We start from the raw sequence: 25,865 nt of genomic DNA, 5'->3' as shown, positions 1-25,865 counted from the left end.
AGAACGTCTCGAATCACCCGCAATCTGTCTATTTCACGCATGCTCAGCTCTATTGTTTCGGTGTCGTCCATCCCATGATGGTAGCCCAAAACCGGACATTTCTATTTTTCTCAAAGCGGACATTTTAATTTTTTTCTTACACGTCCGCACACTGGGGACATCAAGTCCTGCGACTGTGATACAATAGCCCTATGCGGCCCCAGGACTTTCGCGCGGGGAGTTCGGCCCGCATCGCTTTCTTGCTCATCGGCTTGCTGGGCCTTTTCTCTTGGCGTCCTGCCCGGGCCTACGGACTGCCCGTGCAGCCCCCCTGGAAGGCGACCTACGACCGCATCGCTTCGGCCCGAGACGAGCTGTCGGTGCAGGTCCGCGATATATGGACGGTTCTTCAAAAGCGGATCAAGGCCGAGCGCCCGGATCTGCTTGCCAGACTGGAGCCGGCTCCCCCGAAACCGCGTCCGACGGGCTACGCGCTGCTGCCGGAGGTCCGGCCTGACGGTCCGGAGAAGATCGAGCTTCACGAAGTCCATTCCTCTCTTGCGGACCTCGCCGTTGCGGTCGTTTCGCAAAAATCCGTGGCGGCGGATCTGTCGGTAAAGCTCTCGTCTCGGACAGCCGATCTCGGCGCGCTCCTCGATGGCTATGAGCGCCTATCGGGGATCTTCAAGCAGATAGACGGGAATCTGAACTACCATGCCAACTGGCAGCCAAGGGCGGAGTCCTTCAAGCCATTCAATGAGCTCCTTGAGGCCTACCGGGTCTTGGCCACCGTGCCGATGACTCCAGAGACGATGCCGCGGATCGAAGCGGCCCGCGTCAAGCTCGACAGCGGGCTGCTGCTGGGATTCGCGCCCACGCCCGGACTTCACATCCAGGAGATCGGCCCAGGCGTTCGGGTCATGTTTGTGCGCATCCAGACCGATATCGAGGATGAGGCTTTCCTGCGGGCCTTCTCGGAGGCGGTCGCGCTGCACTGGAATGGCGGCGAAGCGATGAAGAAAGCGGGGCTGCAGATCATCCTCGATTGGAGCCGCCGTTCCCCATCAAGTCTATATCCGAAAGGTCCGCCGGCTCGCGGCACGAGGATCAACACTGACGCGCATCTGGCGCGCTTCGACCCCGCGCTGCTCGTCCTGACCACAGGCGCCGAGTCCTCGTTCGAGACCCATAGGGCGATCTTCCTGGCTCCCGGGACGACCACGCGCCGGATTCTCGCCCATGAGTTCGCCCATCTGCTCGGCTTTACGGACTTCTATCTGCACGCTTTCGAAGGCTCGCCGGAAGATCCCAACGGCGTCACGTGGTGGGAGGTCTGCACAGCCCCGCGGGATCTGATGTGCAATGCGACGGGAGGCAGAGTGAGCGACACGATGGTCAACCGATTGCTCAGCGCCTATGGAGGATCTTTGCCTACGACAGGCGCCCGTTGATGAGGGCAGACGAGAACAGGCCGTCTCTTCCCGCCGCTATTGGGACGGAATGTGCGCCGGTCCATCTTTGGCTTTTCGCCGTTGCCGTAGCCTTCGCGACTTTTCTGGCGTTCTCTCCCGCGCTTCGGAATCAGTTCCTGCTCTGGGACGACAACTTCGTCCTGACCGGCAATCAGAACTACCGGGGCCTCGGCTGGGCACAACTGCGGTGGATGTTCACCACCTTCTACCAAAGCCATTACCAGCCATTGACTTGGATCAGTTTCGACGTCGATTATCTTTTATGGGGGATGAACCCGACAGGGTACCACCTGACCAATATCGTCCTCCATGCCTTCAATGCGGCCCTCTTCTTCCTTATTAGCCTTCGCCTGCTGCGTTTGGCGCGCTGCGGATCCAAGACCGATCTGGGGCTTTGCCTGTCCGCCGCGTTTTCCGCCCTTCTATTTTCTCTCCATCCGCTCCGCGTGGAGTCCGTCGCCTGGGCCACGGAGCGCAAGGACGTCCTTTCCGGTCTATTTTATCTAGGGACGATCCTCGCCTATCTGCGGTCCTGTGCCGGCGGGGAAGGCTCCTCGGGCAGACGCTGGTATCTGCTGTCGCTTCTGGCGTATGCGTCATCCCTTTTGTCCAAAGGCATCGGGGTGACGCTGCCCGTCGCGCTGTTGATCCTGGACGTCTACCCGTTGAGAAGATTGCCCGGCGACCCGCTTCTGTGGTTCGCCCCGCCGCAGCGTCCGCTCTTGGTAGAAAAACTCCCTTACGCAGCTCTCGCCCTCGCCATGGCAGTGATCGGCTACATGGGGCAGAGCCATGAGGGCTATCTGATGGCTTGGCAGGCGCATGGCTTTTCCGCCCGCATCGCACAAGCCGCCGCCGGCCTGACTTTCTACCTATGGAAAACGATCTTCCCGCTCCGCTTGCTGCCGCTCTACCGCCTGCCCAGCCTGACTCCCGCGAGCGGGGAATTCGCGTTCCGTGCCGCCCTGTTGCTATCCATGACCGCGGTTTTTTGGAAGGCCCGGCGGGACTGGCCGGCTGGATTGGCCGCATGGACATTCTATGTCGCGACGCTGCTGCCGGTCCTCGGTTTCGTCCAATTCGGCTCCCAGCTCGCCGCCGACCGCTATTCTTATCTTTCCTGCATGGCATGGCCGCTTTTGGCGGGAGGCGGGATGCTGTCCATGTGGGACCGCCGCGTCGAAATGGCGAGGAAGCTCCTGTTTCCCGCGGCCGGCGTCGTTTGCTTCCTCGCTGTCCTGACTTGGCGGCAGGCCCAGGTCTGGCATGACACGAAGAGCCTGTGGAGCTACGCCATCGATATAGACCCTGAATTAGTCCAAGCCCACAACAACCTCGGCTACGCTCTGGCGCAGGAGGGCAGGTGGAACGAGGCGATAGCCCAGTACCGCGAGACGCTCAAGATATTCCCCGATTACCCATACGCTCACCGGAACCTGGCCGACGCCCTCGCCGCTCAGGGCAAGCCCGGAGAAGCGGTGGAGCATTATCGCCGGGCGTTGCAGGCCAGGCCCGATTCCGTGGACATACTCAATGATCTTGGACTGGCCCTGGCGCGTCAAGGCGACTTTCAGGCCGCCGCCGCGCAGTATCGAGAAGCGCTGAGGCTGCAGCCCCAAGAGCCCCAGATCCACAACAACCTCGGGTTGGCCCTGGCCCGCGGGAACAGTTTGGACGAGGCCGCGGATCAATTCCGAGCCGCGCTGAACCTGAAGCCCGATCATGCCGACGCCCATGGGAATCTCGGCGTCACCTTGATGCTGCAAGGAAGATTCGACGAAGGCAGGCGGGAGTGCCGAGAAGCCCTTCGCATCGACCCTCGCCGCTTGGACCCTTGCGAAAAAGTCTCGGCATTCCTGAAACGGCCGATACGGCGATGATCAGCGCGCCGGAAGGCGCGCTCAAGGCCTGGCTGGGGAAACCGGCAGGGCGCCTAGAAGTTCCAGGGTCTTGCGCACCTGCGCGGCGCCGGGATCCAGGGCCAAGGCTTCACGGTACTGCCGGATGGCCTCCTCGACTTGTCCCCGCCGGTAAAGGGCTATGCCGATGTTGGCGTGGATGACCGGGTGGTCCGGAAGGATCTTCAGCGCTTCCTGGTAATAGGAGATGGCCTCGTCCAATCGGCCCTGCCCCACGCGCAGCAGGCCCAGATTGTTGTAGGCCTCCGCGTAGTCCGGCTTGATTCTCAGGGCTTCCCGGTACTGGACGGCCGCCTCGTCGAGCCCGCCTTGGCTGGCCAAGGCCAATCCCAGGTTGTTATGCGCCTCGGCATAATCCGGTTTGATCCGGAGAGCCGCTTGGTAGCAAGATATCGCTTCCGCGAGCCTGCCTTGGGCGGCCAAAACCGCGCCGAGGTTGTTGTGGGCTTCCTCGAAATTCGGGTTCAACCGGAGCGCTTGGCGGTAATGCGCGACAGCCTCCTGCGTCCCTCCGCGCGCGGAAAAGACATTGCCCAGGTTGTTGTGGGCCACGCTGGAGTCCGGGTCGACGGCAAGTACGCGGCGCCACAGGCTTTCGGAGTCATGCCAGAACCGGGCTTGCCGCCAAGTCATGGAGCCGAGCACCGCCACGGCCGTCACCGCCAGCCCCAGGGCCAGGGGCAGCCATGGGCTGCGCCGGCGCCAGAGAGCCAGAAGGCCGCCGCCTAAGAGCACGGCCCAGCCCAGGCAGGGAAGGTAGGTGTATCGGTCCGCGGCTATCTGGGCTCCAAATTGAACCAGCCCGGAAACCGGGACCAAGGTCGCGGCGTAGCATGTCCACACGGCCAGGCCCGCCGGCCAGCGCCGGCGCAGGGCGACGAAGCCCGCGGTCAGGCCGCAGACAAGAGCCATGCTCTGCGGAAACGGCCAGGACCCGGGTTCAAGACGCAGCGGCAGCTCGTAAAGCGGCGCAAGCTGGAGGGGAAAGGCCGTCTTCACCAGGTAAAAGACCAAGCCGAAACACGCCTGGGCCAGGCGCGCGGCCGGTCCGTATTCTCGCAAAGACAGCATGGTTGCGCTGTGCGCCTGGCCCAGGAGCCCGATGAGTCCGACGGCCAGGGCTAAAAACAGGAAGGGGATCTTTTCCAGGAGGACTCCCCTGGACCCGGGCCCAAGCCAGCCCCGGCAGTCGCCGGAGAGCCGGCGCAAAGGGTAGATGTCCAGCACCACGAGGATCAGCGGCAGGCTCACCCCCATCCCCTTGGCCGACAGCGACACGGCGTAAGCCGCCAGGGAAGCGGCCAGCCAGCGCCGGCGGCGCGCCGGCTCCAACTGCGCGCCGCAAGCCCGCAGGTAGCCCAGCAGGGTCAGCAGATAGAACAAGCCGGAAAGCACGTCGCGCCGCTCCACGGCCCAGGCCACGGATTCGACCCGCAGCGGATGGACCGCGAAAAAAAGCGCGGCCAGCCCCGAGCACGCGCGCAGACCGGTAGCCCGCTCCCGGCCGGAGGCGGGCAGAGCGCAGTCCAGCAAGCGCAGGCATAACCGGTAGAACACCACGGCGTTGAGTCCGTGGAGAAGCAGATTGGTGAGATGAAAGCCGAAGGGATTCATCCCCCAGAGTTGGTAGTCGAGAGCCCAGGAAATCCAGGTCAGGGGCACGTAATTGCGCATGAGAAAGCTGGTGAACATCCATTTCATCTGCGCCCAGCCCAGCCCGCGGAAGTAGGGGTTGGTCAGGAGCCACTTGTCGTCGTCCCAATTGACGAACCCGTTGCTGAGGACCGGTAGGAAGAACGCGCAGGTTATGACGAAGACGGCCGCAGGGACCAGCCAGGCGGATACTCCCTCCGCGCGCTCCCCTGAATCGCAGGGAAAGCCGGGCGCGCGCATCTTCGATTTGGCGCCCATTTCAGCGCAGCGATGGGGGGGACCCAAGCGCCGCGGAATGAGGAACACGTTTCCGCGGCGCTTGGTCTGAGGGCTCCTCTATTTGGCGGCTTTCTTCTTTGCCCGGGGCTTGAGCTGATAGATGCGGATCGGGCTGTTCGGCGCGAAGGAGAACGTCCCATTGGCCTGCGGGACGCCTCCGTCCACTACGCCGACCAGCCGCGCGGAGACGCCGGCCACGGCCACCTTCTGCCCGTTTGCCGCGATGATCTCGCGCGCTTTCCCCAGCGTGCCTATCACGAGCGCGGCAGAGTGTGTGGAAATCGCGATATCCGCCGGGAACGACACCTCGGCGAAGTCGAAAGCCGAAGCCGCGAGAATATGGCGCCCCACGAAGGTGGTGAGCTGCCTCGTCTTCACGATGCGCGCGACGTCGGTGAAGGCGATCCGCAGCAGCGGGGCCTTGAGCTTGGTGAGGTCGCCGAGAGCGCCGTTGGCGGGAGCGATTTTCCCTAAGGCGGCGGAGCGGACGTCGACTTGGTGCTCCAAGTCGGCCGCCGTCCCGCTCAGGAGCGTCACGGAGCCCCACGGGAAGTCGGTCTGGGCCGAGCCCGGGGCATCGGCCGCGCGGGCCGCAGCGGCCGCGCAGAGTAGGGCTGAGACGGCGAGCGAAAGCAGCGTGCTTCGGTTAGTCATGTTGTTCCTCCTTTGATTGCCGTTCATTATAGAACATAATGCACTTGCGTAAATCCTATTTTCTCTCGCCTTCCTCCTGGGGAGTCAACGCCTCGCCTTGCTGGGCTGCTGTTGAGGAGGCTCGAGGCGGTAGCCGATGCCATGCACGGTCTGGACGGCCGAGCCGAAGGCGCCCAGCTTGCGGCGCAAGGTCTCCACATGCTTATCCAAGGTGCGGGTCGCCACATCCACCGGATAGTTCCAGACGGTCTCCAGGATATCCTCGCGCTTGAAGACCTCGTCCGGGCGGCGGGCCAGGAAGGCCAGCAGGTCGAACTCGAGCCGGGTCAGGACCACCGGGATGCCCGCCACCAGCACCTGGCGCGAGACCAGGTTCATCAGCAGCGGGCCGCAGCGCAAGGACGTCACCTCGTCCTCCTCCAGGTCCCCGTTCCAGATGCGCCGGCGCAGCAGCGTGCGCACGCGCGCCAGGAAGATCTGCCCATTGAAGGGCCGGTTGATGAAATCATCGGCCCCGGCGTCCAGATAGCCCACGCCGTCGGCGCTGCCGCCCTGCGGATTGACGCAGAGGATCGGCAGCCGGCGCAGGCCCGCTTCGTCCCGGATGGACTTGAGCAAGCGGGCCGCGCCGTCGGAATCGGACTCCGGCGCCACCACCAGGAGATGCGGCGCCAGCCCCTGCAAGGACTCCATCACCAGAGCCAAAGACGTCAGCACGGTCACCTTGTGGTTCTGCCCCAGCAGCAGCGCCTGGAGCTGCGCGCAGAACTTCCGCTCTTCGCCCGCGATCGTTATGAACAACTCAGTTCCCCGGCCGGCGCAGCCTCTCCCGGATGGCCTTCTTGCGCTTCTCCATCTTCTCCTGGTCCGGCCGCAGGGCCTTGCTGCCCTTGCGCCCGCGCAGCTTCTGCTGAGCCTTCTGCCGCGCCTTCTCCAGCCTCTGCTCGCGCACCTGCCTCAGCCTCTGCAGCATCTCGCGGCGCTTGCCCAGGCGCGCCTGCAGGCCCAAAGCGCGCCAGCCATTGCGCACGGCCTGGGCCCTCTTGCGGAAAGCCCTCATGAACTGACGGTGGCGCGCGAAGCGCCTGAGCTGGTAGGCCGCCAGGGGCCGCGCCCCGCGCCGCACGCTGGTCTCCTGGTTGGACTTGAGCAGTTCCGGCTGGCCCGTCTGGCCCGACACCTCCACCTTGCCCTCGTCGAAGACGCCCACGTGCGTCTGGTCCGGCTGCGCCGCGTCAACCTCGACGCCGAACTCGGTGCCGCGCACCGAGGCCACGGCCGCCGGCGTCTGCACCTGGAAGCCGCCGCCGGCCAAGGTCTGGATCTTGGCCAGCAGGCTGCCCAAGGCCAGAGTCAGCACGCAGCGGCTGCGCTTGACGGAGGTGACGGCGAGCTCGGAGCCGGCGCGCAGGAGGACGCAGTGCTCGCCGGAAAGGGTGACCTCGGCGCTGGCGTCGGCCGCGGTCTTGACCCGGTCGCCCGCTGCCAGCGGCATGTCCTGGTCGCCCGGCACGCCGTCGGGCTCCTCGGACGTGAACACCGTGACCTCGCCCTTGACCTCGGTGAGCCGGGCCTCGTACTCGTCGGCCGCCTCTTGGGCCCGGGCCGGACGCAAGGACCAACTTCCGGCCAGCAAGGCCGCGAAGAGGAAGACCCGCGATGCTCTGGGCGCCATCCGAGCCATTATAACAATATTCCCGAGGAGCTGTCAGAACAAATCATATGGGTCCACATTCACCTGAAACCGAAAGGATTTCGGACACGCCCACTCCTGAATCCGGGCCAGCACGGCGTCCAGGGTCCGCTCCGGCTCCGCCACCTTCACCAAGGCGTGATAGCGGAACCGGCCCCCGGCTTTGGGCAGGACCGCGGCGGCCGGGCCCACCACCTCGTGGCCGCACGCGGAGAGCGCGTCACGCAAGGTCGCGACGGCCGCCGCCGCGGCTTCGGCCAGGGCCGCCTCGTCCTTGCCGGTCCAGACCAGCCGCACCAGCCCGCTGAAAGGCGGATAGCCCAGTTCGCGGCGCAGCCCCAGCTCCTGGTCAGCGAACGCCGCGTAGTCGCCCTGGAGCGCGCCGCGCACCGCGATGTGGTCGGGCTGCAGGGTCTGCAGGACCACCTCGCCGGCCTTGTCCGCCCGGCCTGAGCGCCCCGCGACCTGGGCCAGGATCTGCATGGTCCGCTCCGAGGAGCGGAAATCGGGCATGTGCAGCATGGTGTCGGCGTCCACAACGCCCACCAGCGTGACCTGAGGGAAGTGGAAGCTCTTGGCCACGAGCTTGGTCCCCACCAGGATGTCCGCCTCGCCGCGGCGGAAAGTCTCGTAGAGCGTGCGGTCTCCGCCGCGCTCGGAGAGAGTGTCGCTGTCCATGCGCAGCACGCGCGCGGCCGGGATGAAGCGCCGCAGTTCGGCGACCACCTTCTGCGTGCCCGCGCCCATCACGCGCAGCCCGGGGTTGGCGCACTGCGGGCAGTGCGCGGGCAGGGGGCTCTGGCGGGTGCAGTGGTGGCAGCGCAGAACGAAGCCCGCGGCCGGGTCCTCGTGCTGGATCTTGGCCACGCCACAGGAGGCGCAGCGGTCCACCCAGCCGCACTTGCAGCACATCACCACGGTGGCGTAGCCCCGCCGATTGACCAGGAGGATGGTCTGCTCGCGGCGGGCCAGGCGCTGCCGGATCTTGTCCAGCAGCTCCGGGGCGATGGCCCGGCCCAAGGGCAGGGGCAGGAGCGTGACCTCGGGCTTGGCCGCGTTGGAGACGCGCTGCGGCATCTCCACCAGCCGGACCTCGCCGCGCTTGACCGCCTGCCAGCTCTCCAAGGACGGCGTGGCCGAGCCCAGCACGGTCACGCCTCCGCTGGCGCGGCAGCGGTGCACCGCCACGTCGCGCGCATGGTAGAGGGGGGACTGCCCCTCCTGTTTGAAGGACTCGTCCTGCTCCTCGTCGAGCACCGCCAGGCGCAGGTCGCGGAAGGGCAGCAGCGCCGCCGAGCGCGCGCCCACCACCACGCGGACCTGCCCGCTGCGGATGGCGAGCCAGGAGTGCCGCCTCTCCTTGTCCTTGAGCCGGCTGTGCCAGAGCACCACCGGGACCTGGAGCGAGTCGCAGAACTCGCCGAAGAAGGGGCCGGTCAGGGATATCTCCGGCACCAGGAAGAGCGCCTGCCCGCCGGAGTCCACGACCTGCCGGATGAGGCGCAGGTAGACCTCGGTCTTGCCCGAGGCCGGCACGCCGTAGAGCAGGAAAGTCTCCGCGCGGCGCCGCGTCAGCGCCTGGGAGATGGTGTCCAGGGCCAGGGACTGCCCGGCCGTGAGCTCGAAGGCCGGCGGCAAGACCGCGCCCGCGGCCAAGGCCGCGAGCTGCGCCGGCTCGTCGGAGGATTTCAGGAAGGCGGGCAGCACGGCCTTGACGCACTCCCCGATAGGCGCGCCGTAGCGGCGAGACATCCAGGCCGCGCAGCCGAGCAGCTCCTGGGAGAGGACCGGCTCGCGGTCCAGGACGCCGGCCACGGGCTTGAGCTTGAACGGCGAATCCCCGTCGAAGACGGAGAGCACGGTCCCGGTGCGCAGCCAGGCGCCGAACTCCACGCGCACCCGCATCCCCGGCCGCACGTCCAACCCGGAGGGAACCGCATAATGGAACCCCTTGCGCAGCGGCACCGGGAAGGCGACGTCGGCGATGCGCATCCTAGGCCTGAGGCGCGCTCTCCAGTTCCATCCGCAGGGCCTTCATGTCCTGCCAGACGAGCTTCTTGAGCTCGGGGTCGCGCAGGAGGGCGGCGGGATGGTAGGTGGGCAGGACTTTGACCGCGAGGTTTCCGTCGCGGTACTGGCCCCAAGTCCCGCGCAGCCGGCCGATGGGAGCCTCGCTGCACAACAAGGCGCGCGCGGCAACCGCGCCCAGGGCCACGATGCAGCGGGGCGCGAGGATGCGGATCTGCTCGGCGAGGTGCGGCCGGCAGGCGGCCATCTCCTCGGGGGTAGGCGGCCGGTCGTTGCCGCGGGCCTCAGGAGCGCCGGGATCCTTCATGGGATGGCACTTGACGATGTTGGCGATGTAGACCGTGCTGCGGGAGAGCCCGATAGCGGCGAGGATGCGATCCAAGAGCTCGCCGGCCGGGCCCACGAAGGGCTCGCCGCGGCGGTCCTCAGCGAACCCTGGCCCCTCGCCCACGAAGAGCACCTGGGCGTCGGACGAGCCCGTCCCGGGGACGGCCTTGAGCCGGGTGCTGCCCAGGGGGCAGCGGCGGCAGGACTCCACCTCGCGCGCGACCTGCGCCAGGCGCGCGGCATTGTCCGCGGCCCCGGGGCGGGTCCTGCCGTCGGCCACCCGCCCCTGAGGCTCAGAGGAGGCTCCTGCCTTCCACAAGGAGCGGTGGGACTGCTCGACGCGGCGGCGCAGCCGCCGGGTCAACTCCAGCAGTTCGTCAGCCACGGGCCCTCGGCGCGACGGCCCGGTCTAGGCCTTGGACTTCTTGGCCCCGTCGTCCGCGCCGGGCTGCCCGGCTTCGACGGCGGCCGCAGGCAAAGCGGCTATGGCTTTGCGCGCGTTCTTCCAGTCCACGGTGCCGCCGAGCACGTCGTGCAAGGCCTTCTCCAGGATCTCGACGTTGGTCAGATGGCGGTTCTCCTCGCGGCGATGCAGCTCCTTGGCCCAGAGCGCGGCCAAGGGGATGGCGGAGTACTTGTCCAGCTGGTAGTTGAGGATCATCTCCTCGACGGTCTTTTCCGCTTGCGGCTGGGCCTTGGGCTCCTTCTTCGTCATCGAACCCTCCTCAGGGAAGTCCAAAAAACTCGCGGCGCGAGGTCTTGAGGCTCTCGGCCGTTATGATGCTCTCGATCTGTCCGACCGCGGCGTCCAGCTCGTCGTTGACCACGACGTAGTCGTAGCGCTTGGCGGCTTCCAGCTCCGCGCGAGCGTTGGTGAGGCGCGTCGCCGCGGACTGCGCATCCTCGTGCCGGCCGGCCAGGCGCTCCTTGAGCTCCTCCCACGACGGAGGCAGCAGGAAGACCAGGACCGACTCCGGCAGCTTGCGCCGGATGGCGGCCGCGCCCTGCACGTCGATGGCCAGCAGCACCCAGCGGCCCTCCTGGATAGAGCTCTCGATGAAATGCCGAGGCGTGCCGTAGTAGTGGCCGTGCACCATGGCCCACTCCAGGAACTCGTGGCGCTGGATGCGGCGCTTGAAGTCCTCGGCCCCGAGGAACTGGTAGTGCCGGCCGTGCTTCTCGCCGGGCCGGGGCGCCCGCGTGGTGCAGGAAACGGAGTAGCGCAGGTCCTTGCGGCGCAGCAGGAGCTTACGGCAGACCGTGGACTTCCCGGTTCCTGAGGGCGCGGAGATGATGACCAGAGCACCCTTGGGCATGAGCAGAAGATGATAACAGTTTTTCGCGCGCGCGTGCAACAGAAGAACGCGACCGCGAGGATGGGCCGCGGAGATGAATTTTCGCACGAAAATGCTAGACTTGGCCCCATGGAACAGGAATCCAAGGCGGGGCAGCTCCAAGTGGACATCGACGACGCCACCGCGCGCGGCGTGTATGCCAACCTCGCGCTGATCACCCACAGCGAGACCGAGTTCATTTTCGACTTCATCTTCCTCCAGCCCCAATCGCCCAAGGCCAAGGTGCTCACGCGCCTGGTCTCCTCCCCCGTGCACGCCAAGCGCCTCATGTGGGCGCTCAAAGACAACATCGAGAAGTACGAGGCGCGCTTCGGGGCCATCCCAGCCGGAGAGAATCCGGAGGCCGCGCCGCCGCCCTCCGGCGTCTACCAGTAACCGATGAGGCGCGCGTAGTGGCCAGGAGTCTGCCGGCTGCCGTGGTCGAACTCCTCTGCGTCGGCACCGAGCTCCTCGACGGCCGCCCCGAGACGCACCGCGCCGCTCTGGCCCTCCGCCTAGGCGCGGCGGGCCTGCGCCTCTCCCGCGCGACCATCCTTCCCGACGACGCCGACGCCTTGGCCGGCGCGGTGCGCGCGGCTCTGCAGCGCTGCGACGCGCTGATCGTGTGCGGGGGGCTCGGCCCCACCTTCGACGACCTGACCCGCGAGGCGGTGGCCCGGGCGCTGGGCCGCGACCTCGTGTTCTCGCCCCGGCTCTACGCCGGCATCCGCCTCAAATTCGCCCGCCTGGGCACGAGGCTCCCCAGGGAGAACCGGCGCCAGGCCTTCCTCGTGCGCGGAGCCGCGCCCCTGGCCAACCGGGTCGGCTCGGCCCCTGGGCAGGTCATCGTCGTAAGGCGCCGCGGCGGCCCGCCGCAGACCGTGGCTCTGCTTCCGGGCCCTCCCCGCGAACTGCTCCCCTTGTTCGACTGCGAAGTCCTGCCGCGCCTGCGCCGGGCCTACGCGCGCGGGCTCCACGCCGCGACCCTCGACCTGCACTTCTGCGGCCTGCCCGAATCCGCCGCCGACGAGCGCCTCAAGCCCCTCACGCGGCAGGCCGGGCCCGAGCTCGACTTCACCATCCTGGCGGGCCCCGGCCAAGTGGACTTCCACGTTTTGGCGCGCTGCTCCAGCGCGCGCCGCGCGCGCGGGCTCATCGCGCGCTGCAGGCGCCAGGCCTTGCGCCTACTCGCGGGCCACGTCGTGGGCGAAGGCGCCCTGACTTTGGAGGCGGCCGTGGGCGGACTCCTGCGCCGCCGCAGGTTGACCTTGGCCGCGGCCGAGTCCTGCACCGCGGGATTGCTCAGCGGCCGCCTGACCTCGGTGCCTGGGAGTTCCGATTACTTCCGGGGCGGGGTCCTGGCCTATCACGACTCGCTCAAGCGCGGCCTGCTCGGGGTCAGGGCCGTGACCTTGGCTCGCGCCGGCGCGGTTTCCGCCGCCTGCGCCCGGGAGATGGCGGCGGGCGCCCGTCGCGTCGCCGGCGCCGACGTCGGCGTCTCGGTGACGGGCGTCGCCGGCTCGTCAGGCGGCACCGCCGCCAAGCCCGTGGGGCTGGTCTTCGCCGCCGTCGCGGGGCCCGGCGCCGGGATCGCGGTGCGCCGCTGGAGGCTCTCCGGCGACCGGGAGACCGTACGGCAGAGGGCCGTGGCCGCGGCCCTGCGCCTGCTCTGGCTGAGGCTGCGCCGATGAGGGCCAAGCCTAGGAAGAAGCCCTCCTCCGCGCGCCCCAAGAGGCGCGCCCGAAACGCCGGCCGTAAGGGAATCCGGCGGGCACCGGTGGGATTCCCGATACCGCCGGCGTCGGAGCCGTTCGAAGCGATCGTCGCGCAGGCCCCGCTCATCATCTTCGGCATCGACGCGCAGGGGCGCTTCACGTTCTCCACCGGCCGCGGGCTCGCCACGCTGGGCCTGTCGCCCGGTGAAGCGGTCGGCCGGTCGGCGCTGGAGTTCTACCAGGACTCGCCCGGCGTCCTGGCGGACCTGAGCCGGGCCTTGCAGGGCGAGGATTTCTCTTCCGTGGTGCCGATCGGCGAGCTCTGGTGGGAGACCTCCTACCACCCCGTCTTCACCGCGGCCGGCAGGCTCAAGGCGGTCGTGGGCCTGGCCCTGGACGTCACGTCGCGCCACCGCGTGGAGGCTGAGCTCATCCAATCCGAGCGGCGCTTCCGCACCGTCATCGACACCATGCAGGAGGGCTTCTACCTGACCGACCGGGAGGGCAAGCGGCTCTTCGCCAACAAGGCCCTGGCGCGCATCTACGGCCGGCAGAATCCCTCCGACCTGCTGGGCCAGAGCTTCCTCGACCGCGTGGCCCCGCACATGCGCGAAGGCATCAAGGCCCGGTTCCAGGAGGCCATGCGCACCGGGGTCTTCCCCGAGCGCGTGGAGATCGAGTTCCTGCGCGATGACGGCAGCCGCGGGCTCATGGAGCTCGACCCCACGCCGGTCTACGATGACGGCAAGCTCGCGGGAGCCTGCGGCGTGGCGCGCGACGTCACCGAGAGGCGCAAGGCCGAGGAGACTCTGCGCCTCACCCAGTTCGCCGTGGACCGCTGCTCCATGCCGATCTACTGGGTCGCCCGAGACGCGCATCTGGAGTATGTCAACGACGCCGCCTGCACGTCGCTGGGCTACACCCGCGAGGAGATGCTGCGCCTGAGCATCCACGACATGGACCCGGATCTCCCGGCCTCCCGCTGGCAAGAGCATTGGGAGAAGTCCAAGCGCGAGGGCATCCTGCGCATCGAGACTAAGCTCCGCGCCAAGGACGGACGGATCTTCCCGGTCGAGGTCACCATCAACCACATGGAGTTCGGGGGCAAGGAATACCACTTCTCCTTCGTCCACGACATCTCCGAGCGCAGAGAGGCGGAAGCGCGCATCCGCCAATCCCAGGAGATGCTGCGCCTGGTCCTCGACCTCATCCCCCAGCGGGTCTTCTGGAAGGACCGGCAGTCCCGGTATCTGGGCTGCAACCAAGCCTTCCTGAAGGACGCCGGCCTCTCCGACCTCGCGCAGATCCTGGGCCAGGACGACTTCCAGATGAGCTGGAAGGAGAGCGCCCGGCGCCACCGGGCCGACGACGAGGAGGTCATGTCCAGCGGCAGGCCCAAGCTGGGCTACGAGGAAGCTCAGGCCAAGCCGGACGGGACGCAGGCCTGGCTGCGCACCAGCAAGCTGCCGCTCAAGGACGCCGAGGGCCGGATCATCGGCGTGCTGGGCACCTCCGAGGACATCTCCGCGCGCAAGGACGCGGAGCGCGCCCTGCGCATGATGCATTTCGCCATGGAGCACACCTCGGACGCGGTCATGTGGGCCGAGCCCAGCGGCCGGGTCCGCTACGCCAATCCCGCCGCCTGCCGCCATCTGGGCTACAGCGGGGAAGCGATCCTCAAGATGACGATGGCGGACATAGACGCGGATCACGATCCCCGGGCCTGGGAGGCGCAATGGCGCAGGCTCCGGCAGGAGGGCTACCTCAAGTTCGAGGCCCGCCAGCGCGCCCAGGACGGCCGCGTCATCCCGGTGGAGATCTCTGTCAACCACGTTCAGTTCGAGGGCGAGGAGTTCAGCGTCTCCTTCACGCGCGACATATCCGAGCGCCGGCAGGCCGAGGGGGAGCGCGCCCGCCTGCTCGAATTCGAGAAGAAGGCCCGCGCCGAGGCCGAGGCCTCCAGCCTCGCCAAGGACGAGTTCCTGGCCATCGTATCCCACGAGCTGCGCACGCCCATGACCGCGATCCTGGGCTGGAACTGGCTGCTGCGCTCGGGAGACCTCAGCCCCGTGGAGCGCGACCGCGCCATGGAAGTCATCGACCGCAACATGCAGCTCCAGAAGCAGATCATCGAGGACCTGCTCGACATCTCCAGCCTGGCGCGCAAGCAGCTGACCCTGCGCCGGCAGATCGTGGACCTGGGCGGCGTGGTGGCGGAGGCCGGGGCGGAGCTGAAATCCGCGGCCCAGGCCAAGTCCCTGCGCCTGGACTGCGCGCCGGTCCTGGGGCTCACGGTAGAGGCGGACCCGCAGAGGCTGCGTCAGATCTTCTGGAACCTCATCTCCAACGCCGTCAAGTTCACCCCCGATGGGGGGACCGTGACAGTGCAGCTCAGCCAGGAGTCCTCGGCGGCGGTGGTCTCGGTCGAGGACTCGGGCCCCGGCATCAGCCCTGACTTCTATCCCCACCTCTTCGACCTGTTCCAGCAACAAGAGGATTCCCTCACCCGCATGCACCGGGGCCTGGGTCTGGGCCTGGCCATCGCCAAGCGCCTCGTCGACCTGCACGGCGGCACGGTCTCGGTCGCGCCGCCCGCCCCGGGCCGCGGCGCCAGGTTCACGGTGTCCCTGCCGCTGGCCGCGGCGCCGCGCGCGGCCGCCCCGGACCGGCCCGCGGCGGCGCCGGAGGCCGGGCCGCCCATCCGCCGGCTCCTGCAGGGCGTGCGCATCCTGGTCGTGGAGGACGACGACGACACCCGCGGCATGCTGATCTCGGCCCTATCATACTGCGGCGCCGAGACCCGGGGCGCGGCCACGGCCGCGGAAGGCTTCGCGCTCTTCACCCGGGATGGGGCCGACGTGCTCATCTCGGACATCGCCATGTCCGGCGAGGACGGCTACGGCCTGCTGCGCCGCATCCGGGCCTTGAAGCCCGAGCAAGGGGGACAGGTCCCGGCCGCGGCCCTCACCGCCTACGCCAGCTCCGAGGACCGCACCAAGGCCCTGCGCGCCGGCTTCCAGATCTGCCTGCCCAAGCCGGTGGACCCGGCCGAACTGGTAACGGTCGTGAACACCTTGACCCAGAAGCCGGGCGCCTAGGCCCGGGGCTCTTGACAAGGGCCGCCGCCGGGGTCAAACTATCCCGCCGCGAGGGACCCCGATGACCCGCCCTTGGCTTGCCGCGCTATTGTTGGCCTGTTGCCTGCCCCTGCAGGCTGCGCCCCAGACTGGCGCCCGTGACGCGTCCCGGGCGGCGTTCCTGAACCACCAGCCGGGCCAGCCGACCATCTCCGATGAGACCTTCCGGCTCGCCCGCGAAGTCCAGGAAGGCTGCGAGCTGCCCTGCTCTTCCCCGGACGAGGCCGCCGCCTACCTTAAGAAGGTCGAGGCCGCGGCTGCCCAGTTGGGGCTTTCCGCCGCGGATACGGCCAAGGCCAAGGAGCTTTACGCGCCGCAGGGCGTCCCGCGCAAGAAGGCGACGAGCCCGGGCCCGTCGTTCCTGAAGGGCAGGCGTTCTCCGCTCCCGGAAGGGACGGCGGCGAGGGTCGAGGTCAAGCTCCGGGGCATAGCCGCTTCCCTCGGTCTGACGCGCTTGCTGGCCGCGGACCTGGCCCCGGTCGAGCGCGCGGCGCGCATGGGCGCGGCGCGTCTGGACGCGCCGCCCCTTTCGGGCAGTCGTTCTCCACCCCCGAAAGGGGCATCAACGCCAGGCGTCCCTGTCCTCACGACCGCTCCCTTGCAGCCCGCCCAGGTCGACGGCAGGCTCCGGGAGGTCTTCAACGCCGAGGTCAGGAAATACCCGACCGGCCGCAAGCTCCTCGACTCCATGCGCAACCCGCCGCCGGTGGTCCTGGAGAAACTCGATTCCTACGACACCATCGCCCAGCACAGCCGCAAGGCCGGCAAGGAGAAGATCGCCTTGAACACGCTGGTCCTGGCGGACTCGGTGCGCTCTCTGGACCCGGGCGCGGCCAAGGCCGGAGACCTGACGGACCCGGCGGCGCTGCGCCGTTATCTCGCCGGACATCCGGACCTGATGCCGGGCTTGGCGCGGGTCTTCGACACCTGGTACGTGCACGAGATGACCCACGCGGCCCAGTACCGCAGCGGCGGCACCGGAGCCTTCAACGATTGGAAGAACGGCTGGGTCGACATCCTCAACCGCATGAAATATCCCATCGAGAAGGAGTGGGATGCCTTCGGGACCCAGAACCGGTATTTCCACGAGAAGGCGCAGGCCGATCCGTCCGTGCTGCGCATGAACGGCCCCTTCCCAGGGACCGTCGTGGAATACACCGATTACATCGACAACCTCGCCAAATACCGCCGGGACAAGGTCTCCCTCTACCAAGGAGAGGTCGACACGATCGACAAGCTGCGCCTCCACGGCCAGAAAGAGAAGGACTACTATGCGGCCGCCCTGGCCCAGGAGCAGCGGGAGTGGCCCAAGCGCAGCGCCGAGGGCTTCATCCTCATGGCGCGCAACTGGGACGCGCAGAACGTCCCCACCATGGGCCTGCCGGGCCTCAAGACCGCCTATGACCGGGCCTTGGCGGGGAAGTTCCTCGACGAGCTGCGCCCGGACCTCACCGCCGTCCTCAAGGAAGCGCTCTCCAGCGTCGAGGCGCGCCTGGCCAAAGCCGAGGCGAACCATAAGCCCTGGATCATCGGCGAGCCGAGCTCCTCCCTCATCAAATCCCTGAGCGCCGAACTCAAGGTCCCGCTCCCGCCCCGAGTCGCCAGAGCCCTGGGCCCGAAATGACTAGGACCCTCGCTTTGCCGCTCATCGGCGCCATTCTCATGGGGTGCTCCGTGAAGACTGCGAAGTTCGTCGCCTACAGCCACGCCTCGGCCCGGTTCGCGTCCGAGGTCCCCGAGGATTGGACGGTCCTCGAGAACCCGGCCGGAGAGGAGCCCGGCGTCCAATTTCTAGCGCCCCCGACCCGGGGCCGCAAGGCCGTGCGCCCCTACATCGCGATGGACTTTCACGCGGCCAAAGGCGGCCGCTACGCCTCGCTCGAGGCCTGTATCGCCGAACGGACCCGCGACCTGCCCGGCCGCTCCCATGGACCGGTCACGGACATCAAGGTCGGCCCTTTGGCGGGCAAGGAGTTCACCTCGATGAGGCCCCTGCCGCAGTCTCCGGAGTTCGCCCCCAAGGGCGAGCAGTCCGTGCGCACCGTCCTGCTGCCGGCCGCGGACGGGTTCTATGAGATCGGCTTCGCGGCGCCGCAGGCCGACGCCGCCGAGCCGGCGGCCGTATTCGAGCGGTTCCTCAGCTCCTTCCGCCCCAGCGCGCGGTAGCCCTCACCCCGTTTCATTGACACCCTCGGAGCATAACTCCTATAATCAATGCATGATAACGAAAGAGAATAGAACCGATATCGTGAAGAAATACTCCAAGAAGACTGGAGATACGGGCAGCCCCCAGGTCCAAGTGGCCCTGCTGACCGAGCGCATCAAGTACATCTCCGCCCACCTCAAGGGCAACAAGAAGGACTACGCCACCCAAGTCGGCCTCCTGCGCCTGGTCGGACAGCGACGCCGGCTCCTCGATTACCTCAAGAAGAAGGACTTGGCCGCTTACGGGACCTTGGTCAAGCAGCTCGACCTGAGGAAATAACCCATGAGCGACATCCAGAAGATAAGCCTACAGGAGACTGTGGGCGGAAAGACCATCACGTTGCAGACCGGGACCATCGCCAAGCAGGCGGGCGGATCCGCGACCGCGCACCTCGGCGACACCGTCACCCTTTCGGCGGCCACGGCCGCCTGGACCGCGAAGACCGGGGACTTCGTCCCGCTGACCTCCGAGTACCGGGAGCGCACCTACGCCGCGGGCCGCATCCCCGGCGGCTTCTTCAAGCGCGAGACCCGGCCCCGTGAGAAGGAGACTTTGACCGCGCGCCAGATCGACCGGCCCATCCGGCCGCTCTTCCCCAAGTCCTGGCGCTTCGAGACCATGGTCCACACCTTGGTCCTTTCCACGGACCTTCAGAACGACTCGGACGTGGTGGCCATCAACAGCGCCTCCACGGCCCTGATGCTCTCGGACATCCCCTGGGCCGGGCCCGTGGCCGCGGTGCGCATCGCGCGCATCAACGGCGAGCTGGTGCTCTTCCCGACCTTCGAGGAGCGCGACGGCGCCGAGATGGAGCTGGTGGTGGCGGGAAAGAAGGGCGCGCTCCTCATGGTCGAGGGCAGCGCCAACGAAGTCCCTGAAGAGGTCTTCACCCAGGCCCTGGAGACCGCTTCCGCGGCCATCGAGAAGCTCTGCGACCTCCAGCTCAAGCTGGTCGCGGCCAGCGAGGCCGCCGGGCGCAAGATCGTCAAGCGCGAGATCGTCAAGGTGGAGCGGCCGGCCGCCGTGGTCGACTTCGTCACCAAGAAGATCCACGACGGGATACTCGCGGTCCTGCACGCCAAACATCCCACCAAGGAGACCTTCTCCGCCGCGGTCGACGCGGTCTGGGAGCCGGTGGTCAAGGAACTCGAGGCCATCAAAGACACCGCCTCGCCGCTCTTCGGCGGTCAGGCCCACGTCTCGGCCATCGCCGACGACATCCTGCACAAGGAGGGACGGCGCGTCATCGTCGAGGAAGGCCTGCGGCCGGACGGCCGCAAGTTCGACGAGATCCGGCAGATCACCATCAACATGGGAGTCCTGCCGCGCGTACACGGCTCGGTGCTCTTCACCCGCGGCCAGACCCAGGCCCTGGTCACCGCGACCTTAGGGACCCCGGGCGACATGCAGGTCATGGACGAGCTCGAGGGCGAGTACAAGGAGCGCTTCCTACTGCACTACAACTTCCCCGGCTTCTCGGTCGGAGAATGCAAGCCCGAGCGCGGCCCGGGACGCCGCGAGATCGGCCACGGCGCGCTGGCCCGCCGCTCGCTGGCGGTCCTGCTGCCCGACGCAGAGCAGTTCTCCTACACCATCCGTCTGGTCTCGGAGATCCTGGAATCCAACGGCTCCTCCTCCATGGCCTCGGTCTGCGGCGGGTCTTTGGCGCTCTTCGACGCGGGCGTGCCCATGAAGGCCGCCTGCGCCGGCATCGCCATGGGCTTGGTGCTCGAAGGCGAGAAGTACGCCATCCTCACCGACATCGCGGGGCTCGAGGACCACAACGGCGACCTGGACTTCAAGGTGGCCGGCACGACCAAGGGCATCACGGGCTTCCAGATGGATATGAAGGTCGAGGGCCTCAAGCTATCCATCCTCAAGGAGGCCCTGGAACAGGCCCGCCGCGGCCGGCTCTTCCTCCTCGAAAAGATGAACGCCGCGCTCGCCGAGCCCCGCCCGGAGCTGTCGGTCTACGCCCCGAGGCTGCTGCGCTTGCAGATCCCCGTGTCAAAGATCGGCGCGCTCATCGGCCCCGGCGGCAAGAACATCCGCCGCATGATCGAGACCTACGGGGTCGAGATCGACGTGGAAGACGACGGCTCGGTCTTCATCGGAGGCGTGGAGGCGGACGGCTGCGCCAAGGCCCAGGCCGAAGTCGAGGCCCTGACTTTGGAGGCCGAGGTGGGCAAGATCTACAAGGGGCGCGTGGTCTCCATCAAGGAGTTCGGCGCTTTCGTGGAGATCTTCCCGGGCAAGGAAGGCCTCCTGCACATCTCCCAGATCGACGTCAAGCGCGTCGCCCGCGTGGAAGACGCGCTCCGAGAAGGCGACGAGGTCGAGGTCAAGTGCCTCGAGGTCGACAGCGACGGCAAGATCCGGCTCTCGCGCAAGGCCGTGCTCTCCCCGGGCTCCGAAGGAGTCCTGGAGCCGCGGCCGCCTCGCCGCGACGGCCCCGGCGGCCGGCCGCGGCACGGAGGAGGAGGCGGCGGCCGGGGGCGACGCTAAGCCCCATGTCAGCCAAGAATGCCAAGCAGGACCCCTGCGACGGGGTCCTGCCTAAGCTCAAGGAAGTCTACGGCTTCATGACCGAGAACAACCTCGAGACGGTCGAGGTGGAGGAGCCGGGCTTGAAACTCCGCCTAGTGCGGCGCGCGGCCGTGGCTCCGGCCCAAGTACCCGTCCCGGTCTTCGTCGGCGGGACGGGCGCGGCGCCAGCCTCGGCGGCCCCCGCGGCGCCCGTTGAAGCAGGCATGCCCGCCGGCTGCAGCGCCGTAAAGTCCAGCATGATGGGGATCTTCTACCGGGCCCCGACTCCGTCGAGCCCGCCCTTCGCCAAGGAAGGCGACAGCGTCAAGCCCAACCAAGTCCTCTGCATCATCGAGGCCATGAAGGTGTTCAACGAGCTCAAGGCGGAGTTCGCGGGCACCGTGGTCAAGGTCCTGGTGGAGAACGGCAAGCCGGTCAAGGCCGGCCAAGACGTCTTCTGGATCCAGCGGGCGTGACGCGCGCGCGCCCATGAGAGAGCCCTCTCACCGCTACTACGCCAGAGCCTCCCGCATCTCCAAGAGCCGGCGCGCCAGGTGGAACCTGGCCTCGGCGGTCGGTTCTGCGGTCCTCGCTCTCTACCTCTGCTGGCTGGTCCTCGTCCCGGCGCTCTCCGGCAGCGCCGGCCAGTGGGCCAACGAGCACCTCCGCGGGCTGTTCGGCAATGCGGTATTCCTCATCCCCGTCATCATCGCATGCGGGCTGTACCGGTTCTTCAAGGAAGGCCGCGCGGCCGGGATCGTCGTCATGGGCGTCGCCGCTCTTGTCTCTTTGGCCTCGGCTGCGGGCGTCCTCGCCGTTTCGGCGCATCCCTTCGGCGCCTCCCCGTCGGCCGCAGGGGGGGTGCTGGGCAGCGGCCTGGGCGACGGGCTCGCCAACGCCCTGGGCGGCTTCGGGGCCTTCATCGTCTGCGCGGCCCTGCTCCTGTTCACCCTGCAGGCCGTCCTGGGCCTGCGGCTCTCGGCCGCGGCGGCGTGGTTGACGGCCGTGGTCGCCGATGATCTCCAAAGATGGCGGCGCGCCCGGCAAGAGCTCGCCGGCCGCGTAGAACGCGCCCCGAAAGGGGACGCGGCGATCAAGGACGCAGCCCCCGCCCCGCCGCCCCAGACCGCCTCTCCGGTCGAGCCGGTCAACGTCGTGGAAGAGAGAGCGGCCGCCAAGGCCCGACCCGCCAAAGGCGCTGAGAAGCCGCGGCGCCCCGCGACAGCGGGCCGATACCAGGTCCCGCCCCTGGACCTGCTCCGGCCGCGCCCGGCCGCGGCCAACACGGGCAAGCCTCTCGAAAGCGAGATCAAGTCCGCCATCCTAGCCTTGGAGCAGACCTTCAAGGATTTCAAGATCGAGGCCCGGGTCACGGGCTACGCGCCCGGCCCCGTCATCACCCGCTACGAGGTAACCCCGGCGCCTGGGGTCAAGGTCAGCGCTTTCGTCACTCTCCAGAAGGACATCGCCCGGGCGCTCAAGGCCAAGGGCATCCGCATCATCGCCCCCATCCCGGGCAAGGACGCGGTGGGCATCGAGATTCCCAACGCCCGGCCGGCCCTGGTGGTCCTGCGCGAGGTCCTGGAGAGCCCGGCGCTGCCGCCGGACGCGTCGCTGCTGACCTTCGCCGTAGGCCTCTCCGCCTCGGGCGAGGCGATGTCGGCGGACCTGCAGAAGATGCCGCACCTGTTGGTCGCCGGGGCCACCAACTCCGGCAAGTCCGTGTTCGTCCATTCTTTGATCCTCTCCATCCTCTACCGGGCCCGGCCCGACGAGGTCAAGTTCCTGCTCATCGACCCCAAGCGCCTCGAGCTGACTTTCTATGAGGGCATCCCTCATCTCTTCGACCCCATCGTGCCGGCGGACAAGGTCACGGTGGTCACCAGCCCGAAGGAAGCCGCCAACTCCCTCTCCAACCTGGTCAAGATCATGGAGAGCCGCTACGCCCGCTTTCAGCTCTACGGCGTGCGCAACATCGATGGCTACAACAAGGAAGCGGACAAGCGGGGCGAGCCCCGGGAGTACTTCATCGTGGTGGTCATCGACGAGCTGGCCGACCTCATGCTCGTGGCCGGCGGCAAGGTCGAGGACAACATCCAGCGTCTGGCCCAGATGGCCCGGGCCGTGGGCATCCACATGGTGCTGGCCACGCAGCGCCCCTCGGTGGACATCATCACCGGGGTCATCAAGGCCAACCTCCCTTGCCGCGTCGCCATGCAGGTCATCTCGCAAGTGGACTCCAAGGTCATCCTCGACATCATGGGCGCCGAGACCTTGCAGGGCCGCGGCGACATGCTCTACCGCAGCGCGGGCTCGCAGTCGCCGGAGCGCTGCCAAGGCGCCTACGTCACCGAGGAAGAGATCAACCAGGTCGTGGCCCATCTGCGCGGCCAGGGCAAGCCTGACTACCCGGAGCTCGAGACCATGCCCAAGCCGGGAGAGGCGGACCTCGCCTCCTTCGGCGTGACCGCGCTGGAGTTCTCCCAGGCCTTGAAGCTGGTGCTGGAGCGCCGCCGCGTCTCCCAGGACCTGCTCAAGAGCCAGTTCGGCTCCTCGGCCCGCGCCACCAACATCCTGAGCCTCCTGGAAGTCAAGGGCCTCATCCACAAGCCCGACGGCTCCAACCGCTGGGAGATCCATTTCGACGAGATCGAGGCCTGCCTGCGCGCCGATTTCCCGCAAGTCCCCATCAACGAGGGGAAACGCTGACCGCCATGAAGAGGTCCCGAATGAGAACTTTGGCTGCGCTGCTCGTCATGTCCTTGGCTCTCCCGTCCGCTGCGGCGACGAAAGGCAAGCGGCCGCGCTCCAAAGCCGGCGCGCCCGAGGTCGCCGTCTCCACGCCGAGCGCCGGGACCTCGCTGCCTCTCTATCCCGCCACCACCGAGACGCTCACCGTGCCTCTGGTGCTGGAACGCTTCGAGCGGTTCGACCGCGACCTGCGCGCGCTCTCCGCGGCCTTCCTGCAGTCCGTCCGCTCGGAAGACACGGGCCAGACTCAAATGGTGGCCGGGACCTTGGCCTACGGCAAGAAGGACCGCCTGCGCATCGAGCACCGGACCCCGGAGGCCCAGACCTTGGTCTGCGACGGCTCGCGGGTCTGGGTCTGGCGTCCGGCCAACGGTCAGGTCATCCGCTCCAAGCTCGAAGAGTGGAAGAGGTCCCAGCCCCTCGCTCAAGGTCTCCTGGATTTCGGCAACTATGCGGATCTCCTCAAGCGCTACGACGTGACGCTGTCCACGGTCTCGGCCCCGGATGCCGACGGCCACCGCAACCTCGCTCTCGATCTTAAGCCTCGGGCCCGGGCCGGAGGCCCGGGCGGGGACTTCCTCCTGACCCTGCGCCTCTCCACGCGCGACTTCTTCCCGATCGATTCCGAACTGCGCGTGGGGTCGGTCTCGGCGCGCACCGTCTTCTCCGAGGTCCGCTTCAACCCGGAATTGCCGCAGACCCAGTTCCAATTCACTCCGCCCGCTGGGGCGGACGTCCTCGACTTCCCGGCCTCCCCGCGCTGAGCCATGGACCCGGATCGGACCTCTGCCCAGACCCCCGCCCCGACGCCCGCGCCGGCCCCCGTGACGCCCGGCGCTCCTCCTTTTCCCCCGGAGGGTCAGGACGGCGTCGCCTCGGCGCCGCCGTTGGCGCCCGCGCAGGAAGTAGGCGCGAGCCTCTCGGCGGCCCGCCTATCCCGAGGCTACTCCCTGGAGTCGGTCAGCCAGCACACCCGCATCCCGCGCAAGTTCCTGGAGGCTCTCGAGGCCGGCCGCTTCGACGACCTGCCGGCGCCGGTGTATCTGCGCAGCTTTCTGGCGGACTATTGCGAGTACCTCGAGTTCGAATTCCGGCCGCTCTGGGACAAGCTCCATCCCGCCCCGACCGCCAACGCCGCCCCTGCGCCGTCCACCAAGGGACTGCCTGATGACGTCGGGCACGGCGGCCCTGCCGGGCTCGACGCCGCGACGGCTGCGCCTGCCCAGGGACATCCGGCGCAAGCGCCGGCGGCGCTGGACCTGCGAGCTGCGCCTTACATCGGCGCCCTCTTCTCCGCGCTGGGCGGCGTCGGCCTCAGCCTGGCCTTCGCCGCGGCCCTCATCTGGTGGTCCGCGCGCGGGCGCCCGGCTGGCGGGCCCCCATCCGAGGAAAGCCTCCGGCCGCAGGCGCTGCTGCCCCTGCGCCAGGTCATCACGCCGAAGCTGGTCCTCTTGTGCCGGGACGAGACCTGGGTCAGCGTCCAAGCGGACGGGGTCGTCCTCTTCGCCGGCCGCCTCCCGAAGAACGCGCGGCAGGAGTTCCAGGCGCAGAAGCTCATCGTGCTGCGGGCCCCGGTCCCCGAGCACCTGGCCCTCACCCTCAACGGCGCGCCCTACCGTCTGCCGCGGCCCGACGGGACCGGGGAGTATCGGATAGTATCCCCGTGAATCTGGCCAACCAGTTGACCATGGCCCGCATCATCATGGCCTTGGCCATGTTCCTCGCGCTCATGCATTCCAACCCGGTCTGGCACGTCGCCGCCCTGGGGCTCTACGCGACCGCGCTGGTCACGGACTGGGTGGACGGCTACGTGGCGCGTTCGACCAACACCACCAGCGCCTTCGGCAAGATCGCCGACCCGATCGCGGACAAGATTCTCGTCCTGGGCGCCCTCATCGCCCTCATCCAGAGGCGGGAGCTCGACATCCCGCCCTGGGGAGTGTTCTTGATCGTGGCGCGCGACCTCTTGTTGGGCGGGGTGCGTACCCTGGCCGCGGTCCAGGGCAAGGTCATGGCCGCGGAGAAGTGGGGCAAATGGAAGATGGGAGTCCAGAGCGGCGCGGTCGCGCTGATGCTGGTCATCCTCGTCGCCATCGATAACTTCGCCGGCGCCCCGTCCTGGCTGGCCCGCCTGCCCTACCCTCTCACCGTCCTCTGCGTCGTGTTCACCTGGGCCAGCGCCTACTTCTATT

General features: G+C 67.9%; 22 protein-coding genes. 14 read left to right on the top strand and 8 right to left on the bottom strand.

Annotated elements, in window-relative coordinates:
• Positions 1–191 precede the first annotated feature (191 nt).
• Positions 192–1,430 (top strand): hypothetical protein, encoded by a 1,239-nt coding sequence (locus NTY77_02910; GenBank protein MCX5794433.1) that lies wholly within the window; start codon positions 192–194, stop codon positions 1,428–1,430.
• Entirely contained in the window at positions 1,430–3,331 is a 1,902-nt protein-coding gene (locus NTY77_02905) for a tetratricopeptide repeat protein (GenBank protein ID MCX5794432.1), read from the top strand. The genes NTY77_02910 and NTY77_02905 overlap by 1 nt, the downstream gene beginning before the upstream one ends.
• Before the next feature lie 21 nt (positions 3,332–3,352).
• Here the strand turns inward: NTY77_02905 and NTY77_02900 are convergent, their stop codons facing one another.
• The 8 genes from NTY77_02900 to gmk form a co-directional block, all read right to left on the bottom strand.
• Complete coding sequence (locus tag NTY77_02900; GenBank protein ID MCX5794431.1) at positions 3,353–5,281, bottom strand: tetratricopeptide repeat protein; 1,929 nt, start codon at positions 5,279–5,281, stop codon at positions 3,353–3,355.
• Between the two features lie 78 nt (positions 5,282–5,359).
• The gene (locus tag NTY77_02895) at positions 5,360–5,956 is read right to left on the bottom strand and encodes a hypothetical protein (GenBank protein MCX5794430.1); all 597 of its coding nucleotides are present in this window, start codon (positions 5,954–5,956) and stop codon (positions 5,360–5,362) included.
• Between the two features lie 84 nt (positions 5,957–6,040).
• Positions 6,041–6,757 (bottom strand): response regulator transcription factor, encoded by a 717-nt coding sequence (locus NTY77_02890; GenBank protein ID MCX5794429.1) that lies wholly within the window; start codon positions 6,755–6,757, stop codon positions 6,041–6,043.
• A 1-nt stretch (position 6,758) separates the two neighbouring features.
• Complete coding sequence (locus NTY77_02885; GenBank protein MCX5794428.1) at positions 6,759–7,631, bottom strand: FecR domain-containing protein; 873 nt, start codon at positions 7,629–7,631, stop codon at positions 6,759–6,761.
• A gap of 33 nt (positions 7,632–7,664) precedes the next feature.
• Entirely contained in the window at positions 7,665–9,641 is a 1,977-nt protein-coding gene (priA, locus tag NTY77_02880) for a primosomal protein N' (protein ID MCX5794427.1), read from the bottom strand.
• 1 nt (position 9,642) lies between these two features.
• The gene (locus NTY77_02875) at positions 9,643–10,389 is read right to left on the bottom strand and encodes a uracil-DNA glycosylase (protein ID MCX5794426.1); all 747 of its coding nucleotides are present in this window, start codon (positions 10,387–10,389) and stop codon (positions 9,643–9,645) included.
• 24 nt (positions 10,390–10,413) lie between these two features.
• On the bottom strand, positions 10,414–10,719 hold the full coding sequence (locus NTY77_02870) for a hypothetical protein (protein ID MCX5794425.1): 306 nt from the start codon (positions 10,717–10,719) through the stop codon (positions 10,414–10,416).
• Positions 10,720–10,729: 10 nt separating this feature from the next.
• Positions 10,730–11,320: a guanylate kinase gene (gene gmk, locus NTY77_02865; protein MCX5794424.1), complete on the bottom strand. Its 591-nt coding sequence runs from the start codon at positions 11,318–11,320 to the stop codon at positions 10,730–10,732.
• Positions 11,321–11,428: 108 nt separating this feature from the next.
• On the opposite strand from gmk, the gene NTY77_02860 reads away from it, so the two are divergent.
• From NTY77_02860 to pgsA, 12 genes are all read left to right on the top strand, one after another.
• The gene (locus NTY77_02860; protein MCX5794423.1) at positions 11,429–11,734 is read left to right on the top strand and encodes a DUF3467 domain-containing protein; all 306 of its coding nucleotides are present in this window, start codon (positions 11,429–11,431) and stop codon (positions 11,732–11,734) included.
• A gap of 17 nt (positions 11,735–11,751) precedes the next feature.
• A complete protein-coding gene (locus NTY77_02855; GenBank protein MCX5794422.1) occupies positions 11,752–13,029 on the top strand; it encodes a CinA family nicotinamide mononucleotide deamidase-related protein in 1,278 nt (425 codons plus the stop codon).
• Positions 13,030–13,115: 86 nt separating this feature from the next.
• On the top strand, positions 13,116–16,151 hold the full coding sequence (locus NTY77_02850) for a PAS domain S-box protein (GenBank protein ID MCX5794421.1): 3,036 nt from the start codon (positions 13,116–13,118) through the stop codon (positions 16,149–16,151).
• 61 nt (positions 16,152–16,212) lie between these two features.
• Positions 16,213–17,814 carry a hypothetical protein gene (locus tag NTY77_02845; GenBank protein ID MCX5794420.1) on the top strand — a complete coding sequence of 534 codons (1,602 nt, stop codon included), beginning with the start codon at positions 16,213–16,215 and terminating at the stop codon, positions 17,812–17,814.
• Positions 17,811–18,356, top strand: a complete 546-nt coding sequence (locus tag NTY77_02840) for a hypothetical protein (protein ID MCX5794419.1) — start codon at positions 17,811–17,813, stop codon at positions 18,354–18,356. The genes NTY77_02845 and NTY77_02840 overlap by 4 nt, the downstream gene beginning before the upstream one ends.
• A 52-nt stretch (positions 18,357–18,408) precedes the next feature.
• The gene (gene rpsO / locus NTY77_02835) at positions 18,409–18,675 is read left to right on the top strand and encodes a 30S ribosomal protein S15 (GenBank protein ID MCX5794418.1); all 267 of its coding nucleotides are present in this window, start codon (positions 18,409–18,411) and stop codon (positions 18,673–18,675) included.
• 3 nt (positions 18,676–18,678) lie between these two features.
• On the top strand, positions 18,679–20,901 hold the full coding sequence (locus NTY77_02830) for a polyribonucleotide nucleotidyltransferase (GenBank protein ID MCX5794417.1): 2,223 nt from the start codon (positions 18,679–18,681) through the stop codon (positions 20,899–20,901).
• Positions 20,902–20,906: 5 nt separating this feature from the next.
• Positions 20,907–21,398, top strand: coding sequence for an acetyl-CoA carboxylase (locus tag NTY77_02825; protein MCX5794416.1), 492 nt, complete (start codon positions 20,907–20,909; stop codon positions 21,396–21,398).
• A 13-nt stretch (positions 21,399–21,411) separates the two neighbouring features.
• Positions 21,412–23,631 (top strand): DNA translocase FtsK 4TM domain-containing protein, encoded by a 2,220-nt coding sequence (locus tag NTY77_02820; GenBank protein ID MCX5794415.1) that lies wholly within the window; start codon positions 21,412–21,414, stop codon positions 23,629–23,631.
• Between the two features lie 20 nt (positions 23,632–23,651).
• Positions 23,652–24,437, top strand: coding sequence for an outer membrane lipoprotein carrier protein LolA (locus NTY77_02815; protein MCX5794414.1), 786 nt, complete (start codon positions 23,652–23,654; stop codon positions 24,435–24,437).
• 3 nt (positions 24,438–24,440) lie between these two features.
• Positions 24,441–25,340, top strand: coding sequence for a DUF4115 domain-containing protein (locus tag NTY77_02810; protein MCX5794413.1), 900 nt, complete (start codon positions 24,441–24,443; stop codon positions 25,338–25,340).
• On the top strand, positions 25,337–25,865 hold a 529-nt coding region (gene pgsA / locus NTY77_02805), incomplete at its 3' end, for a CDP-diacylglycerol--glycerol-3-phosphate 3-phosphatidyltransferase (GenBank protein ID MCX5794412.1). The genes NTY77_02810 and pgsA, both read left to right, overlap by 4 nt.

This window comes from Elusimicrobiota bacterium, from assembly GCA_026388095.1.
GTDB lineage: Bacteria > Elusimicrobiota > Elusimicrobia > UBA1565 > UBA9628 > UBA9628.
This window is presented reverse-complemented; position numbering and strand designations above follow the sequence as displayed.

Coding starts and splice junctions, on each gene's coding strand:
- priA (MCX5794427.1), bottom strand. CDS start 9,641: ATGCGCATCGCCGACGTCGCCTTCCCGGTGCCGCTGCGCAAGGGGTTC.
- rpsO (MCX5794418.1), top strand. CDS start 18,409: ATGATAACGAAAGAGAATAGAACCGATATCGTGAAGAAATACTCCAAG.
- NTY77_02885 (MCX5794428.1), bottom strand. CDS start 7,631: ATGGCGCCCAGAGCATCGCGGGTCTTCCTCTTCGCGGCCTTGCTGGCC.
- NTY77_02840 (MCX5794419.1), top strand. CDS start 17,811: ATGACTAGGACCCTCGCTTTGCCGCTCATCGGCGCCATTCTCATGGGG.
- NTY77_02895 (MCX5794430.1), bottom strand. CDS start 5,956: ATGACTAACCGAAGCACGCTGCTTTCGCTCGCCGTCTCAGCCCTACTC.
- NTY77_02905 (MCX5794432.1), top strand. CDS start 1,430: ATGAGGGCAGACGAGAACAGGCCGTCTCTTCCCGCCGCTATTGGGACG.
- NTY77_02845 (MCX5794420.1), top strand. CDS start 16,213: ATGACCCGCCCTTGGCTTGCCGCGCTATTGTTGGCCTGTTGCCTGCCC.
- NTY77_02910 (MCX5794433.1), top strand. CDS start 192: ATGCGGCCCCAGGACTTTCGCGCGGGGAGTTCGGCCCGCATCGCTTTC.
- NTY77_02820 (MCX5794415.1), top strand. CDS start 21,412: ATGAGAGAGCCCTCTCACCGCTACTACGCCAGAGCCTCCCGCATCTCC.
- NTY77_02825 (MCX5794416.1), top strand. CDS start 20,907: ATGTCAGCCAAGAATGCCAAGCAGGACCCCTGCGACGGGGTCCTGCCT.
- gmk (MCX5794424.1), bottom strand. CDS start 11,320: ATGCCCAAGGGTGCTCTGGTCATCATCTCCGCGCCCTCAGGAACCGGG.
- NTY77_02860 (MCX5794423.1), top strand. CDS start 11,429: ATGGAACAGGAATCCAAGGCGGGGCAGCTCCAAGTGGACATCGACGAC.
- NTY77_02810 (MCX5794413.1), top strand. CDS start 24,441: ATGGACCCGGATCGGACCTCTGCCCAGACCCCCGCCCCGACGCCCGCG.
- NTY77_02830 (MCX5794417.1), top strand. CDS start 18,679: ATGAGCGACATCCAGAAGATAAGCCTACAGGAGACTGTGGGCGGAAAG.
- NTY77_02815 (MCX5794414.1), top strand. CDS start 23,652: ATGAGAACTTTGGCTGCGCTGCTCGTCATGTCCTTGGCTCTCCCGTCC.
- NTY77_02870 (MCX5794425.1), bottom strand. CDS start 10,719: ATGACGAAGAAGGAGCCCAAGGCCCAGCCGCAAGCGGAAAAGACCGTC.
- NTY77_02900 (MCX5794431.1), bottom strand. CDS start 5,281: ATGGGCGCCAAATCGAAGATGCGCGCGCCCGGCTTTCCCTGCGATTCA.